Origin of the sequence: Xanthomonas massiliensis, from assembly GCF_900018785.1 — a bacterium.
Lineage (GTDB): Bacteria > Pseudomonadota > Gammaproteobacteria > Xanthomonadales > Xanthomonadaceae > Xanthomonas_B > Xanthomonas_B massiliensis.
The window spans coordinates 1,279,755-1,293,816 of sequence record NZ_FCOY01000006.1 but is presented as its reverse complement, the minus strand read 5'-3'; the positions used below and the strand labels follow the sequence as shown (position 1 = coordinate 1,293,816).

Annotated in this window: 15 protein-coding genes; 10 read left to right on the top strand and 5 right to left on the bottom strand. The window is 70.7% G+C overall.

Annotated features, from left to right (window positions below; all coding sequences use genetic code 11):
• Positions 1-73: 73 nt before the first annotated feature.
• From edd to zwf, 4 genes are all read right to left on the bottom strand, one after another.
• On the bottom strand, positions 74-1,990 hold the full coding sequence (gene edd, locus BN3794_RS08780; RefSeq protein WP_066096174.1) for a phosphogluconate dehydratase: 1,917 nt from the start codon (positions 1,988-1,990) through the stop codon (positions 74-76).
• 89 nt (positions 1,991-2,079) lie between these two features.
• Positions 2,080-2,814: a 6-phosphogluconolactonase gene (gene pgl, locus BN3794_RS08775; protein ID WP_066096171.1), complete on the bottom strand. Its 735-nt coding sequence runs from the start codon at positions 2,812-2,814 to the stop codon at positions 2,080-2,082.
• A 4-nt stretch (positions 2,815-2,818) separates the two neighbouring features.
• Positions 2,819-3,826: a glucokinase gene (gene glk / locus BN3794_RS08770; RefSeq protein ID WP_066096170.1), complete on the bottom strand. Its 1,008-nt coding sequence runs from the start codon at positions 3,824-3,826 to the stop codon at positions 2,819-2,821.
• Positions 3,823-5,292 carry a glucose-6-phosphate dehydrogenase gene (gene zwf / locus BN3794_RS08765; protein WP_328585344.1) on the bottom strand — a complete coding sequence of 490 codons (1,470 nt, stop codon included), beginning with the start codon at positions 5,290-5,292 and terminating at the stop codon, positions 3,823-3,825. Before zwf ends, glk begins: the two co-directional genes overlap by 4 nt.
• Positions 5,293-5,506: 214 nt before the next feature.
• Here zwf and BN3794_RS08760 point away from each other — a divergent pair, with 214 nt between their 5' ends.
• Positions 5,507-6,592, top strand: a complete 1,086-nt coding sequence (locus BN3794_RS08760) for an ABC transporter ATP-binding protein (protein ID WP_066096165.1) — start codon at positions 5,507-5,509, stop codon at positions 6,590-6,592.
• Positions 6,593-6,611: 19 nt separating this feature from the next.
• On the opposite strand, the gene ygfZ is transcribed toward BN3794_RS08760, so the two are convergent.
• Entirely contained in the window at positions 6,612-7,460 is an 849-nt protein-coding gene (gene ygfZ, locus BN3794_RS08755; protein ID WP_066096161.1) for a CAF17-like 4Fe-4S cluster assembly/insertion protein YgfZ, read from the bottom strand.
• Between the two features lie 39 nt (positions 7,461-7,499).
• Here ygfZ and BN3794_RS15910 point away from each other — a divergent pair, with 39 nt between their 5' ends.
• The 9 genes from BN3794_RS15910 (at position 7,500) to lolD (ending at position 14,026) form a co-directional block, all read left to right on the top strand.
• Positions 7,500-7,667: a DUF1674 domain-containing protein gene (locus BN3794_RS15910; protein WP_078059664.1), complete on the top strand. Its 168-nt coding sequence runs from the start codon at positions 7,500-7,502 to the stop codon at positions 7,665-7,667.
• 57 nt (positions 7,668-7,724) lie between these two features.
• Positions 7,725-8,117: a succinate dehydrogenase, cytochrome b556 subunit gene (gene sdhC, locus BN3794_RS08750; protein WP_066096159.1), complete on the top strand. Its 393-nt coding sequence runs from the start codon at positions 7,725-7,727 to the stop codon at positions 8,115-8,117.
• Entirely contained in the window at positions 8,114-8,500 is a 387-nt protein-coding gene (gene sdhD, locus BN3794_RS08745) for a succinate dehydrogenase, hydrophobic membrane anchor protein (RefSeq protein WP_066096156.1), read from the top strand. The genes sdhC and sdhD overlap by 4 nt, the downstream gene beginning before the upstream one ends.
• A 29-nt stretch (positions 8,501-8,529) precedes the next feature.
• The gene (sdhA, locus tag BN3794_RS08740) at positions 8,530-10,320 is read left to right on the top strand and encodes a succinate dehydrogenase flavoprotein subunit (protein WP_066096153.1); all 1,791 of its coding nucleotides are present in this window, start codon (positions 8,530-8,532) and stop codon (positions 10,318-10,320) included.
• A 164-nt stretch (positions 10,321-10,484) separates the two neighbouring features.
• Complete coding sequence (locus BN3794_RS08735; RefSeq protein ID WP_066096152.1) at positions 10,485-11,267, top strand: succinate dehydrogenase iron-sulfur subunit; 783 nt, start codon at positions 10,485-10,487, stop codon at positions 11,265-11,267.
• Positions 11,268-11,369: 102 nt separating this feature from the next.
• Positions 11,370-11,621, top strand: a complete 252-nt coding sequence (locus tag BN3794_RS08730; protein WP_066096149.1) for an FAD assembly factor SdhE — start codon at positions 11,370-11,372, stop codon at positions 11,619-11,621.
• On the top strand, positions 11,605-12,024 hold the full coding sequence (locus BN3794_RS08725; RefSeq protein WP_236493202.1) for a hypothetical protein: 420 nt from the start codon (positions 11,605-11,607) through the stop codon (positions 12,022-12,024). Before BN3794_RS08730 ends, BN3794_RS08725 begins: the two co-directional genes overlap by 17 nt.
• 24 nt (positions 12,025-12,048) lie before the next feature.
• The gene (locus tag BN3794_RS08720) at positions 12,049-13,290 is read left to right on the top strand and encodes a lipoprotein-releasing ABC transporter permease subunit (RefSeq protein ID WP_066096143.1); all 1,242 of its coding nucleotides are present in this window, start codon (positions 12,049-12,051) and stop codon (positions 13,288-13,290) included.
• Positions 13,291-13,300: 10 nt separating this feature from the next.
• Positions 13,301-14,026: a lipoprotein-releasing ABC transporter ATP-binding protein LolD gene (lolD, locus tag BN3794_RS08715; RefSeq protein WP_066096140.1), complete on the top strand. Its 726-nt coding sequence runs from the start codon at positions 13,301-13,303 to the stop codon at positions 14,024-14,026.
• The last annotated feature ends 36 nt before the right edge of the window (positions 14,027-14,062 follow it).

The following is a 14,062-nucleotide window of genomic DNA, read 5'->3' as shown; positions in this document are numbered from 1 at the left end:
CTCGGTGGGTGGCGGAAGAGGCCGGGCAGGGGCCGCCGGGACGGCGTGGACGCCGGTGCCCGGGGTGGTCCGTTCAGGCGTCCTTGGTTTCGTGCGGCGCCTCGGCGGCCGCGGCGTCGCCGCCGAGCTCGTACTCGGCGTCGTATTCCCACAGGCTGCCGTCCGGGCGCGACGGCCCGCAGCTGATCGACAGCGCGCCCTGGTCGGCCGGGCCGACCACCTGGCGGTTGATGGCGAACAGCGAACGCCCCAGGTCGGTCCCGGCCGGCGCGCTGTTGGGGGCCGGCGCACGCGCCTCCCATTCGGCGGCATCGACGAGAACCTCGAGGGTGCCGGCCTCGCCGTCCAGGCGCACGATGTCGCCTTCGCGCACGCGCGCGATCGGACCGCCACGGGCGGCCTCGGGGGTGACGTGGAGGGCGGCGGGGATCTTGCCGGAGGCGCCGGACAGGCGCCCGTCGGTGACCAGCGCCACGCGCCGGCCCTGGTTCTGCAGCAGGCCCAGCAGCGGCGCCAGCGAATGCAGTTCGGGCATGCCGTCGGCGCGCGGGCCCTGGTAGCGCACCACGGCGACGAAATCCTGCGGCAGCGCGCCGGCGGCATGCAGCTTGTTGAGCACCTGCGGCGCATCGACCACCACCGCCGGGGCCTCGATGAAGCGGTACTGCGGCTTGACCGCCGACAGCTTGATCAGCGCGCGGCCGAGGTTGCCGTGCAGCAGGCGCAGGCCGCCCTGCGCCTCGAACGGCTTGGCCGCCGGGCGCACCACGTTGTCGTCGCCGCTTTCGGCCGGCAGCGTTTCCCAGCCCAGCACGCCCTCGCGCAGGCGCGGCTCGCGGGCGAAGGCGCGCATGCCGTCGGGGGCGATGGTCGCCAGGTCCTCGTGCATCAGCCCGGCATCGATCAGTTCGCGGAACACGAACGGGGTGCCGCCGGCGGCGGCGAAGCGGTTCACGTCGGCCTCGCCGTTGGGATACACGCGTGCCAGCAGCGGCACCACCTGCGAGAGGCGGTCCATGTCGCTCCAGGTCAGCACGATGCCGGCGGCGCGGGCGACCGCGATCCAGTGGATGGTGTGGTTGGTGGAACCGCCGGTGGCCATCAGCGCGACGATCGCGTTGACGATGGCGCGCTCGTCCACCAGCCAGCCGATGGGCCGGTAGTCCTGGCCCAGCGCGGTCATCTCCAGCGCGCGGTGGACCGCGGCCCGGGTCAGCGCCTCGCGCAGCGGCGTGCCCGGATGCACGAAGGACGATCCGGGCAACTGCAGGCCCATCGCCTCCAGCAGCACCTGGTTGGAGTTGGCGGTGCCGTAGAAGGTGCAGGTGCCGGGGGCATGGTAGGACGCCGATTCGGCGGCCAGCAGTTCGGCGCGGCTGGCCTCGCCGGCGGCGTAACGCTCGCGCACCTCGGCCTTCTGCTTGTTGGGGATGCCCGAGGGCATCGGCCCGGACGGCACGAACACCGCCGGCAGGTGGCCGAAGGACAGCGCGCCGATCAGCAGGCCGGGCACGATCTTGTCGCAGATGCCCAGGTACACGGCGGCATCGAACATGTCGTGGCTCAGGCCGATCGCGGTGGCCTGGGCGATCACGTCGCGCGAGAACAGCGACATCTCCATGCCGGGACGGCCCTGGGTGACGCCGTCGCACATCGCCGGCACGCCCGCCGCGACCTGGGCGGTGGCGCCGACCGCACGCGCCGTTTCGCGGATCAGCCCGGGATAGCCCTCGTACGGCTCGTGCGCCGAGAGCATGTCGTTGTAGGCGGTGACGATGCCCAGGTTGGGCGTGGCGTCGCCGCGCAGGCGTTCCTTGTCGGTGGGCCCGCAGGCGGCGAAGGCGTGGGCCAGGTTGCCGCAGCTCAGGCGCGTGCGCGAGGGGCCGCGGCGAATGGCCTCGTCGATGCCGGCCAGGTAGGCCGCGCGCGAGGGGGCACTGCGCTGGCGGATGCGTTCGGTGACGGAGGCGATGACGGGGTGCAGGCTCATTGGCAGTCGGCTATGAGTGGAACGGGGACATCCCGTTCTTCCTTAGATCCCCGTGCACGCAGGCACGGGGGCGGGTGGGAGCAGGCGCACTACGCGCACCAGTGCACGCGCAGCGGCGGGCCGGGCAGGTCCATGGCCAGCCGGATCGGATACTCGGCCGGGTCGTCGCCGGCCAGCGCCGCCTGCAGCACCTCCAGCTTGCGCGCGCCGCGCAGCAGCAGCATGCGCCGTTGCGCCCGGCCCAGCCCGGCCGGGGTCAGGGTGATGCGCAGCGGCCAGGCGTTGGCTCCCGGGCAGCCGGTGGCGTCGAGCGCGGCGTAGGGATACTGGCTGGCCAGCACGCGCGGCAGGTCGCGCGATCCGGGAAACATCGAGGCGGTGTGCCCGTCGTCGCCCATGCCGAGCACGGCCAGGCATGGGGCCCGGGCATGGCCGGCGTGGACGTTGGCGGCATGGACGCAATCGGCCAGCGCCAGCCCGGGCCGCACCAGCGGTTCGAAATGGGCGTCCTCCAGCACCTCGCCCAGGGTGTCGCGCAGCAGCCAGGCATTGCTGTCGCGGTCCGTGGGCGAAAGCCAGCGCTCGTCCACCAGGCCGAACTCGACCCGCGCCCAGTCCAGCTCCGCCTCGGCCAGCGCCTCGTAGACCGGGCGCGGGGTGCTGCCGCCGGACAGCAGCACGCGTCCCTGGCCGGCACCGTCGAGCGCCTGGGCCAAGGCCTGGGCGATCTCGGCAGCGACGGCCTCGGTCCAGTCCGCGGCATTGCGGTGGCGGACCAGCTCGATGCGGTTGGCGCGGACCGGAGGGAGCGGGGGAGCGTTCACGGCATCAGGTTCCTGTCGGGGGATGGCGTTCCAGGTCGGCCGCGTAGGCGGCCGCGCCCAGCAGCCCGGGATGCGGGTGCATCACCGCCACCGAGGGTACGCTGGCCATGTTCGGGGAGAAGCGCCCCTTGTTCTCGAAGCGCTGGCGGAATCCGGAATGGCGCAGCGAATCGAGCATGCGCGGCACCAGCCCGCCGGTCAGGAACACGCCGTCCCAGGCGCCCAGCACCAGGACCAGGTCGCCGGCGATCGCGCCGAACACCGCGCAGAACACGTCCACCGTGCGCATGGCCAGCGGGTCGCCCTGGGCGGCGCGGGCGGTGATGTCGGCCGGGCCGGGCAGGCCCGGGTCGGTGCCGGCCATCTCGCTCAGGGCGCGGTGGATGTTGACCAGGCCCGGGCCGCAGACCAGGCGTTCGTTGGACACCCGCCCGTACTGCTGGGAAAGCAGTTCCAGGATGCGGATCTCCTGCGGCGTGCCCGGCGGGAAGCTGACGTGGCCGCCCTCGGTCTCCAGCGGGAAGCAGCGCCCGTCGCGGATCAGCAGGCCGCCCACGCCCAGGCCGGTGCCCGGGCCGATCACCGCGTAGTTGCGCGGCCGGTCGAGCGGGGCCGGGGTCCAGTCGGCGCCGCCGACCGGCACGACGTCCTCGGCGCGCAGGGCGCTGATGGCCATGGCCTGGGCGGCGAAATCGTTGATCAGGGCGAGCTGCTCGAAGCCGAGCATCGCGCAGGTGCGGCTGCGCGAGATCACCCACGGGTGGTTGGTGATGCGGGCCTCGTCGCCGTCCACGCGGCCGGCCACCGCGAACACGCCGCGGCGCGCGTCCTGGCCGATCTCGTCCAGGTAATGCTGGGCGGCGTGGCCCAGCGAGGGGAAGTCGGTGACCGCGAAGCTGCGCACGCTGCCCAGGTCCAGCGGCGTGTCCGCGGCGACGTCGGCCAGGGCGAAGCGGGCGTTGGTGCCGCCGATGTCGGCGACCAGGTCGTAGCGGGCAGGGGTATCGGTCATGCGCTGTGTCCGTCGTTGCGCTTGCCGGCGGAGACCGCCGTGGGCATGAAGCGGGCCGCGTGCTGCGGGCCCCAGCTGCCCGCAGGATAGGACTCCAGCGGCAGCCCGGCATAGCGCCAGGCGTGGCGGACGCTGTCGATCCACTGCCAGGCCGCCTCGACCTCGTCGTCGCGCACGAACAGCGAGGAGTTGCCGTTGAGCGCATCCAGCAGCAGGCGCTCGTAGGCGATGCGCCGGTGCAGGCCGGTGGGTACCGACAGTTCCAGTTCGATGGGCTGCAGTTCCAGCGCGCCCCATTCCGGGCCGGCCAGGCTGCTCATCAGCCCCAGTTCGATGTTCTCCTGCGGCTGCAGCTGGAAAGTCAGGCGGTTGGGCGCGGCCTGGGCGCGGCCGGGCCGCTCGAACAGCCAGTGCGCTACCGGCTTGAGGGTGACCACGATGCGGGTGGAGCGCTCGGCCAGGCGCTTGCCGGTGACCAGGTGGAACGGCACGCCGGCCCAGCGCCAGTTGTCCACGTAGGCGGTGATCGCCACGAAGGTCTCCACGTCCGAGTCCTCCGGCGGCTGGTAGGCGGGCACGTCCTGCTCGCCGATGCGCCCGGCGCCGTAGCGGCCGCGCACGCTGTCGCGCGCGGCGGTACGCGGCTCCAGCGGGCGCAATGCACGCAGCACCTTGACCTTCTCGTCGCGGATGCGGTCGGCCTCCAGCGAGGCCGGCGGCTCCATCGCCACCAGGCACAGCAGCTGCAGGATGTGGCTCTGCACCATGTCGCGCAGCGCGCCGGAGCGCGCGTAGTAGGCGTTGCGCCCGTCCACGCCCTCGGTCTCGGCCACCAGGATCTCCACCGACTCGATGCAGTTGCGGTTCCACACCGCCTCCAGCAGCGTGTTGCCGAAGCGCAGCGCCGGCAGGTTCTGCACCGCCGCCTTGCCCAGGTAGTGGTCCAGGCGGAACACGCGGTCCTCGTCGATCAGCTCGCCGATCGCACCGATGATCTCGCGCGCGCTGTCCAGGTCGTGGCCGATCGGCTTTTCCAGCATCAGCCGGTGCGGCGGCGCCAGCAGGCCGCCCAGCGCCAGGCCGCGGCAGGTGCTGATGTACAGGCCCGGCGGGATCGCCAGGTAGCTCACGCAGCGGCGCCCGGCCAGGTCGCGCACCGCCTCGGCGATGGATTCGGGATCGCGCAGGTCCACCGAGCGGTAGTCGATGCGATCGAGCAGCGCGTCGATGCCGGTCCGCGTCGCCTCCGGGATGGTCTTCTCCAGGCGCGGGCGCAGCAGCTCGCGGAAGGCCTCGGTGGTGTGGCCGGACAGGGCCAGCGCGCGGATGCGGAAGTCCTCGGGCAGGAAGCCCTCGCCGAGCAGGCGCAGCAGCGAGGCGAACAGGTAGCGCTGGGCCAGGTCGCCGGTGGCTCCGAACAGCAGCACCGTGTCGTGCGAAGGAGGGGATTCGGTTTCTTGTGACATCGTTGTCATGCTGGTTGCAGGCCGGATACCGGAGTGTAAGCGAGGTCTGGCTGTCTTTAGGATTTTTCGCGGAAGGACGGCGGTTCCGGGGGACGGCGATCGCCACGATTGCCTGGAACCGCTTACACGCGTGGCAGAATACCCCGGCACCGTGCACCTGGGTGCCTGCCGTCGGGAGGGCCGGGGCAGTGGCGCTGCATTCCGGAACCGATCGATGGCCAAGGTACAACTGGAGAACCTCCGCAAGGTCTACCCCAACGGCTACGTGGGCGTGGACGATGCCAGCTTCGAGGTCGCCGACGGCGAGCTGATGGTGCTGGTGGGGCCGTCGGGCTGCGGCAAGTCCACCTTGCTGCGGATGATCGCCGGGCTCGAGGACATCACCGCCGGCACCCTGCGCATCGGCGAGCGCGTGGTCAACGACGTGCCCGCGCGCGACCGCGACATCGCCATGGTGTTCCAGAGCTATGCCCTGTACCCGCACATGACCGTGGCCGGCAACCTGGCCTTCGGGCTGAAGCTGCGCGGCACGCCGCGCGAGGAGATCCGGCGCCGGGTCGACGAGGCGGTGCAGGTGCTCGGGCTGGAAGGCATGCTCGACAAGCTGCCGCGGCAGATGTCCGGCGGCCAGCGCCAGCGCGTGGCGCTGGGACGGGCGATGGTGCGCCAGTCGGCCGTGTTCCTGCTCGACGAGCCGCTGTCGAACCTGGACGCCAAGCTGCGCCACAGCGTGCGCACCGACATCGCGCGCCTGCACCGGCAGCTGGGCACGACGATGATCTACGTCACCCACGACCAGGTGGAGGCGATGACGCTGGGGCAGCGGATCGTGGTGCTCGACCGCGGCCGCATCCAGCAGATCGACACGCCGATGAACCTCTACCGGCGCCCGGCCAACCTGTTCGTGGCCGGTTTCCTGGGCAGCCCGGCGATGAACGTGCTGCGCGGGCGGCTGCGCCAGGCCGATGGCCTGGTGCTGGAACTGGACGACGGGACGGCAGTCCCCCTCGGCGAGGCGGCGGTGCCGGCGCAGTGGCTCGGCCGCGACACGGTGGTCGGGGTGCGCCCGGAGCACCTGCAGCCGGCCAGTGCCGGCGAGCACGGCTTCCCGGCCCGCATCGACGTGGTCGAGCCGGTCGGCAACGAGACCTTCGTCAACCTGTCGCTGGGCGCGGTGCCGCTGGTCATCCGCGTGGCGCCGCAGGCGCTGCCCGACATCGGCCAGCCGCTGACGCTGGCGGTGCAGCCGCAGGCCCTGCATTTCTTCGATCCGGACACCGGCCTGCGCATCGAGGCCTGAACGCGCCGGGCCGGCGTATTCAGCGCGCCAGCCCGTCCGCGAACGGCAATTCGTGCGCGGCGACGCCGCCGACGTCCCAGTCCCGGGTCGCGTCCTCGTCCAGCGGCACCACTGCCAGCGCCAGCGCGCCGCTGGCGGCCACCACCGTGCCGCCCGGCCGGACCTCGTCGCCGGGTTGCGGATGGCCGCCCTCGGCCTGCAGCAGCTTGGTGGCGCGCTTGGCGCGGCCGAGGAAATGGGTGCGCGCGACGATCTCCTGGCCGGGATAGCAGCCCTTGTGCACGCTGTAGGCCGCGATCCGGTCCAGGCCGAGCTGCTGGGGCGTCCACTGCTCCACCTGGCTGTCGGCCAGGCGCGGCAGGCCCAGGCGCAGGTCGGCCTCGTCCCAGGCCAGCGCCCGGACCGGGTCCTCGGGCGCGGCATCGGCCAACAGGTACAGCGTGCGCGGCAGCCCGGGGCCGCCCATGTCCAGTTCCAGCGCGCCGCCGGCTGCGGCCAGTACCGCGCCGCGCGCCTGCGCCGGCGCATGGCACGCGGCGGCGGGGTGCAGCGCGCCATCCGCGTCGATGGCCACCTTGCGGCGGAAGACGTAGCGCCGCAACTGCGTGGCGATCGCCTCGGCACGGCCGTCCGGCAGCAGCATGAGCAGGCGCCCGGCCTCCGGCCGTGCCAGCGCGAACACGGCGATCACCCGGCCCTTGGCGGTGAGCCAGCAGCTCCACTGCCAGTGCCCGACGGGCAGGGCCTTGGCATCGCTGGCGAACTGGGCGTGGGCGAATTCCTGCGCATCCGGTCCGCGCAGCGAAACCACCTGCATGCCGGGCAGGGCGAATGCGTCGTCCGCGGGATTGGTCTGGTTGTCAGGCACGGAGATGCGGGATTAGACTTTCGTGGTTGCGAGACCGACATGATAGGCCAAACAACCCCCACTCCCGAGTCCGATCCAGAGCAGAGGCCGGCGACCGACCGCAAGGTCGACCCGAAGCCCGAGCCCAAGGAGATCGGTGGACGCGGCGGACTCGATCCGACGCGTTATGGCGACTGGGAGAAAAACGGACGCTGCATCGATTTCTGATCAGCATTTGAGCCAACGCGGCGCTTGCCGCCCAGCCGAGACAACGAGTCCAGCGAAATGGCGACCCGAGAACGTCCCCTCTCCCCGCACCTGCAGGTGTATCGCTGGCAGATACAGATGGCCACCTCGATCCTGCATCGAGCCACCGGCATCGTACTGTCCCTTGGCGCCCTGATCATCGCCGCCGGCCTGATGGCGCTGATGCTCGGCCCGGATCACTGGAACTGCTTCGCCTCGGTGATGGGCGCCTGGTACGGCCAGCTGTTCCTGTTCTTCTGGAGCTGGTGCTTCGCCTACCACCTGTGCAACGGCATCCGCCACATCGTCCAGGACTTCGCCCACGGCTACAGCAAGCCGGTGTTCGTGCGCAACAGCTGGCTGTCGGTGATCGGCAGCCTGGTGATCACCGCGCTGGTGTGGATCTACGTCCTCGTCGGAGGTGCCGCATGAGCCGTTTCCGGACTCCCCTCAAGGACGTGCGCGGCCTGGGCGCCGCCAAGAGCGGCACCGAGCACTTCGTGCTGCAGCGCCTGACCGCCACCGCGCTGGTGTTCCTGGCGGTGTGGTTCCTGGTGTTCGTGCTCGGCCTGATCGGCACCGACTACGTCGGCGCGGTCGAGGCGGTGGCGCGCCCGTGGAACGCGATCCTGCTGGTGGGCTTCCTGGTGGCCATGTTCTGGCACGCCCAGCTCGGCCTGCAGGTCATCCTCGAGGACTACATCCACAATTCGCTCCTGGCCCTGGCGCTGCAGGTGACGGTGAAGTTCGTCGCCATCCTCGGCGCGATCGTCAGCGTCTTCGCGGTCGCCCGCATCGCGCTCGGCGTCGTCTGAACGCAGCGCACCTCAGGAATCCCGATTCGATGTCCGCATACAAGATCACCGAACACAAGTACGACATGGTCGTGGTGGGCGCCGGCGGCGCCGGCCTGCGCGCGACCTTCGGCCTGGCCGAGAAGGGCCTGCAGACCGTGTGCATCACCAAGGTCTTCCCGACCCGTTCGCACACTGTCGCCGCGCAGGGCGGCATCTCCGCCGCGCTCGGCAACATGGGCGAGGACGACTGGCGCTACCACTTCTACGACACCATCAAGGGCTCGGACTGGCTGGGCGACCAGGACGCCATCGAGTACATGGTGCGCGAGGCCATCCCGGCGATCATCGAGCTGGAGCACTACGGCGTGCCGTTCTCGCGGACCGAGGAGGGCAAGATCTACCAGCGCCCGTTCGGCGGCATGACCACCAAGTTCGGCGAGGGCCCGGCCGCGCAGCGCACCTGCGCGGCGGCCGACCGTACCGGCCATGCGATGCTGCACACCCTGTACCAGCAGTCGCTGGCGCACAACGCGCGCTTCATGGTCGAGTACTTCGCGCTCGACCTGATCTTCGACGAGGAAGGCGTGTGCCGCGGCGTGCTGGCGCTGGACCTGGCCGAGGGCACGCTGCACCTGTTCCGCTCGCACGGCGTGGTGCTGGCCACCGGCGGCTATGGCCGCGCCTACTTCAGCGCGACTTCCGCCCACACCTGCACCGGCGACGGCGGCGGCCTGGTGATGCGCGCCGGCCTGCCGATGCAGGACATGGAGTTCGTGCAGTTCCACCCGACCGGCATCTACGGCGCCGGCTGCCTGATCACCGAGGGCGTGCGCGGCGAGGGCGGCATCCTGCGCAACTCCAACGGCGAGCGCTTCATGGAGCGCTACGCCCCGCACTACAAGGACCTGGCCTCGCGCGACGTGGTCAGCCGCTCGATGACCATCGAGATCCGCGAGGGCCGCGGCGTCGGCGAGCACAAGGACCATATCCTGCTCGACCTGACCCACCTCGGCCCGGAGGTGATCCAGGAGAAGTTGCCGGGCATCGCCGAGAGCGCGCGCATCTTCGCCGGCGTGGACGTGACCAAGCAGCCGATCCCGGTGATCCCGACCGTGCACTACAACATGGGCGGCATCCCGACCAACTACCACGGCGAGGTGGTGCGCAAGATCGGCGACGACCCGGACGCGGTGGTGCCCGGCCTGTACGCGGTGGGCGAGGCGGCCTGCGTGTCCGTCCACGGCGCCAACCGCCTGGGCTCGAACTCGCTGCTGGACCTGGTGGTGTTCGGCCGCGCGGTGGCCAACCGCTGCGCCGAGACCATCCGCCCGAACCAGCCGCACAAGGTGCTGCCGTCCGATGCCTGCGAGCAGGCGCTGTCGCGCCTGGACAAGCTGCGCAACGCCAACGGCTCCACGCCCACGGCGGTCATCCGCGACAAGATGCAGCGCACGATGCAGGCCGACGCGGCGGTGTTCCGTACCGCCGAGAGCCTGCAGGAAGGCTGCCGCAAGATGGCCGAGATCTACGACAGCTTCCAGGACGTGAAGGTCTCCGATCGCTCGCTGGTGTGGAACTCGGACCTGATCGAGACCTACGAGCTGAACAACCTGCTGCTCAACGCGGTGGCGACGATCAACTCCGCCGAGCAGCGCCACGAGAGCCGCGGCGCGCATGCGCGCGAGGACTTCCCCGACCGCGACGACGTCAACTGGCAGAAGCACACGCTGGTCAGCGTCGACGAGCAGGGCAAGTGCAGCTTCGACTACCGGCCGGTGCACATGTACACGCTCACCAAGGACGTGGACGTGGTGCCGCCCAAGCCGCGCGTCTATTGAGGCCATCGTGATGGAACCGACACATGCGGGCGAGCGGGCGGCGGGGATCTGCGGATCGCTGCCGGGCGCGCGTACGCAGGCCGGTTGCGTGACGGTCCTTCCCATGTCCCGCGCCGCACGCGCTTCCCGCGCGGCGCGCGCCGCCTGAGCCAACGAGAGCAGCTATGGCAGAGTTCACCCTCCCCAAGAATTCAAAGATCGGCAAGGGCAAGCATTACCCGGCCAAGGGTGCGAAGAACGTCCGTACCTTCAAGATCTACCGCTGGAGCCCGGACGACGGCCAGAACCCGCGTACCGACACCTACGAGGTCGATCTGGACAAGTGCGGCCCGATGGTCCTGGACGCACTGCTGAAGATCAAGAACGAGATCGACTCGACCCTGACCTTCCGCCGCTCCTGCCGCGAGGGCATCTGCGGTTCGTGCGCGATGAACATCGACGGCACCAACACGCTGGCCTGCACCCGCGCGATCAGCGACTGCAAGAAGGCCGAGGTGCCGATCTACCCGCTGCCGCACATGGACGTGGTCAAGGACCTGGTGCCGGACCTGACCCACTTCTACGCGCAGTACGCCTCGATCAAGCCGTGGATCCGCACCCAGACCCCGCCGCCGCCGGACCGCGAGCGGCTGCAGTCGCCGGAGGACCGCAAGAAGCTCGACGGCCTGTACGAGTGCATCCTTTGCGCGTGCTGCTCGACCAGCTGCCCGAGCTACTGGTGGAACGGCGAGCGCTACCTGGGCCCGGCGATCCTGCTGCAGGCCTACCGCTGGATCGTGGACTCGCGCGACGAGGACACCGGCGCGCGCCTGGACGACCTGGAAGACCCGTTCAAGCTGTACCGCTGCCACACCATCATGAACTGCGCGCGGACCTGCCCGAAGGGGCTGAACCCGGCGCTGGCGATCGCCGAGATCAAGAAGCTGATGATGGCGCGCCGCGCCTGACCGGCACGCCGCGGCACCGCCACCGAACGGCACCGCACCGCGCGGTGCCGTTCGCATATGCGCGAGCCGGCGGCCATGCCGACCCGAAAGAGGAGATCTTCGATGGACGCGAGCGAAAGCGAACTCAAGCGCCTGCGCTGGCGCAGCCGGCGCGGCATGCGCGAGCTCGACCAGTTGTTCGGGCGCTACCTGGACCGGGCCTGGCGCCAGGATTCCGAGGCGCAGCGCGAGGTTTTCCTACGCCTGCTCGATTGCGAGGACGATAAGCTCTGGCGCTGGTTCATGGGCTACGACCGCTGTCCCGATGCCGAACTGGAAACGCTCATCGCCCGCATCCGTGCCCTGCCGGCTTGAGTGGCGCCGGTCGCGCTGGCAGGCGCTAATTCTGCTCGCCCTTGCGGTGCTGGTGGTGCCCGCGGTGTGGCTGTCGGGCCTGCCGGTCGCGGCGCAGTGGGCGCTGGGCATCGCCGGGCTGGCGTGGACGGTAGGGGCGCTGCACGCCGAATGGCGCCGTGCGCCGTGCGTGCTGGTGATCCCGCCGAGTCCGTCCGCGCCCGCGTGCCTGGACGGGCAGGCCATCGCCGACCTGGCCCTGGCCTGGCGCGGGCCGCTGGCATTCGTCGGCTTCCGCCAGGGCCGCCGCCGCCGCACGCTGGTGTTCTGGCCCGACACCCTGTCGGCCGCGCAGCGACGTGAACTCCGTCTGGCCGTCTCCGCGCGCGAGGCTTCGTCCCGCGGCGGGGTGGTGGCACCATAGCGCATCCGTCATCGCGGTCCTTCCATGTTCAAACCCGTCCCGGTCGCCATCGGCCTGCGCTACCTGCGCGCGAAGCGACGCAATGGCTTCATCTCCTTCATCTCGATGGCCTCGATCCTCGGCATCGCCCTGGGCGTGACCGTGCTGATCACCACGCTGGCGGTGATGAGCGGCTTCCAGAAGGAGATCCGCGACCGCCTGCTGCAGATGACCGCCCACGCCACCGTCAGCGCCGACGGGGCGCCGATGCAGGACTGGCAGCGCGCGGTGGCCCTGGCCACGCAGGATCCGCGCGTGGCCGGCGCGGCCCCGTACATCGAGAAGGAAGGGCTGATTTCCGGCGCGCGCAACCAGCCGGCCATGGTGCAGGGCATCCTGCCGGCCGAAGAGCCCAAGGTGTCCGTCATCGCCGACAAGATGAAGAAGGGACGCATCGACCAGCTCGTGCCGGGCTCGTTCAACATCGTCCTGGGCCAGGAGCTGGCGCTGTGGCTGGGGGTGGACGTCGGCGACACCGTGCTGGTGACGCTGGCCGACGTGCAGGGCACGCCGATGGGGGCGTTGCCGCGGGTCAAGCGCTTCACCGTCAGCGGCATCTTCGAGGCCGGCTACAACGAGGTCGATCGCGGCCTGGCGGTGGTCAACATGGAGGACCTGCAGCGCGTGCTGAAGATGGACGGCGTCACCGGCGTGCGGCTGAAGCTGCACGACATGGACAAGGCCTTCGAGGTGGCGCGCGACCTGGCGCTCAAGCTGCAGGGCCCGTACCGGGTGACCGACTGGATGCAGGAGAACGCCAACCTCTACCAGTCGCTGAAGATGGAGAAGACGGTGATGGGCATCCTGCTCTCGCTGATCATCGCCATGGGCGCGTTCAACCTGGTGTCCTCGCAGGTGATGCTGGTGACCGACAAGCAGGCCGACATCGCCATCCTGCGCACGCTGGGGCTGACGCCGGGCGGGGTGATGCAGGTGTTCATGGTGCAGGGCTCGCTGATCGGCATCATCGGCACGGTGGCCGGGGTGATCGGCGGCATCGTGCTCACGCTCAACCTGGAGCGCATCCTCGACGCGATCGAGGCCGTGTTCCACGTGACCCTGCTGCCGGAGGACGTCTACTACATCACCGGCCTGCCTACCGACCTGCAGCCGCGCGACGTGGTCGTCATCGCCATCGTCGCGCTGGCGATGAGCTTCGTGGCCACGCTGTATCCGGCCTGGCGGGCCGCGCGTACCCAGCCGGCGGAGGCGCTGCGCTATGAATGAGGGCCGGGACATGGAGATCGGCAAGGGCGCCGCCGCGGCGGCGGGCGATCGCGCGACGGAGGCGGTGGTCCGCGCCGAGGGGCTGGCCAAGACCTATACCGAGGGCAAGCTGCACACGCCGGTGTTCGACGGGCTGGACCTGGCGGTGATGCCGGGCGAGACCGTGGCCATCGTCGGGGCCTCCGGCGCCGGCAAGAGCACGCTGCTGCACCTGCTGGGCGGGCTGGACGTGCCGTCGGGCGGCGAGGTCTACGTGGCCGGCCAGCGCATGTCGGCGCTGTCGGATGCCGAGCGCGGGCGCCTGCGCAACAGCGCCCTCGGCTTCGTCTACCAGTTCCACCACCTGCTGCCGGAATTCACCGCGCTGGAGAACGTGATGATGCCGGTGCTGCTGGCCGGTACCGACGTGGACCAGGCGCGCGCGCGCGCGCAGGCGTTGCTGGAATCCGTCGGCCTGGGCCATCGCATCGCCCACAAGCCGGGCGAGCTTTCCGGCGGCGAACGCCAGCGCGCCGCGGTGGCGCGGGCCCTGGTCAACAACCCGGCCTGCGTGCTCGGCGACGAGCCGACCGGCAACCTGGACGACCGCACCGCGGCCACGGTGTTCGGGCTGATGCTCGAGCTCAACCGTGCCCACCGCACCAGCCTCGTGCTGGTGACCCACGACCGCAGCCTGGCCTCCAGGCTGGACCGGGTGATGGAACTGCAGCAGGGCAAGCTGCGCCAGATCGCCTGAGCCGCATGCGCGGTTGATTCTGGTCAATGCGACCGG

What these genes read in the sequence shown, in the direction of transcription:
- edd (WP_066096174.1), bottom strand. Translation starts at nt 1,990, where the DNA reads ATGAGCCTGCACCCCGTCATCGCCTCCGTCACCGAACGCATCCGCCAG.
- glk (WP_066096170.1), bottom strand. Translation starts at nt 3,826, where the DNA reads ATGACCGATACCCCTGCCCGCTACGACCTGGTCGCCGACATCGGCGGC.
- zwf (WP_328585344.1), bottom strand. Translation starts at nt 5,292, where the DNA reads ATGTCACAAGAAACCGAATCCCCTCCTTCGCACGACACGGTGCTGCTG.
- BN3794_RS08760 (WP_066096165.1), top strand. Translation starts at nt 5,507, where the DNA reads ATGGCCAAGGTACAACTGGAGAACCTCCGCAAGGTCTACCCCAACGGC.
- BN3794_RS15910 (WP_078059664.1), top strand. Translation starts at nt 7,500, where the DNA reads ATGATAGGCCAAACAACCCCCACTCCCGAGTCCGATCCAGAGCAGAGG.
- sdhC (WP_066096159.1), top strand. Translation starts at nt 7,725, where the DNA reads ATGGCGACCCGAGAACGTCCCCTCTCCCCGCACCTGCAGGTGTATCGC.
- sdhD (WP_066096156.1), top strand. Translation starts at nt 8,114, where the DNA reads ATGAGCCGTTTCCGGACTCCCCTCAAGGACGTGCGCGGCCTGGGCGCC.
- sdhA (WP_066096153.1), top strand. Translation starts at nt 8,530, where the DNA reads ATGTCCGCATACAAGATCACCGAACACAAGTACGACATGGTCGTGGTG.
- BN3794_RS08735 (WP_066096152.1), top strand. Translation starts at nt 10,485, where the DNA reads ATGGCAGAGTTCACCCTCCCCAAGAATTCAAAGATCGGCAAGGGCAAG.
- BN3794_RS08730 (WP_066096149.1), top strand. Translation starts at nt 11,370, where the DNA reads ATGGACGCGAGCGAAAGCGAACTCAAGCGCCTGCGCTGGCGCAGCCGG.
- BN3794_RS08720 (WP_066096143.1), top strand. Translation starts at nt 12,049, where the DNA reads ATGTTCAAACCCGTCCCGGTCGCCATCGGCCTGCGCTACCTGCGCGCG.
- lolD (WP_066096140.1), top strand. Translation starts at nt 13,301, where the DNA reads ATGGAGATCGGCAAGGGCGCCGCCGCGGCGGCGGGCGATCGCGCGACG.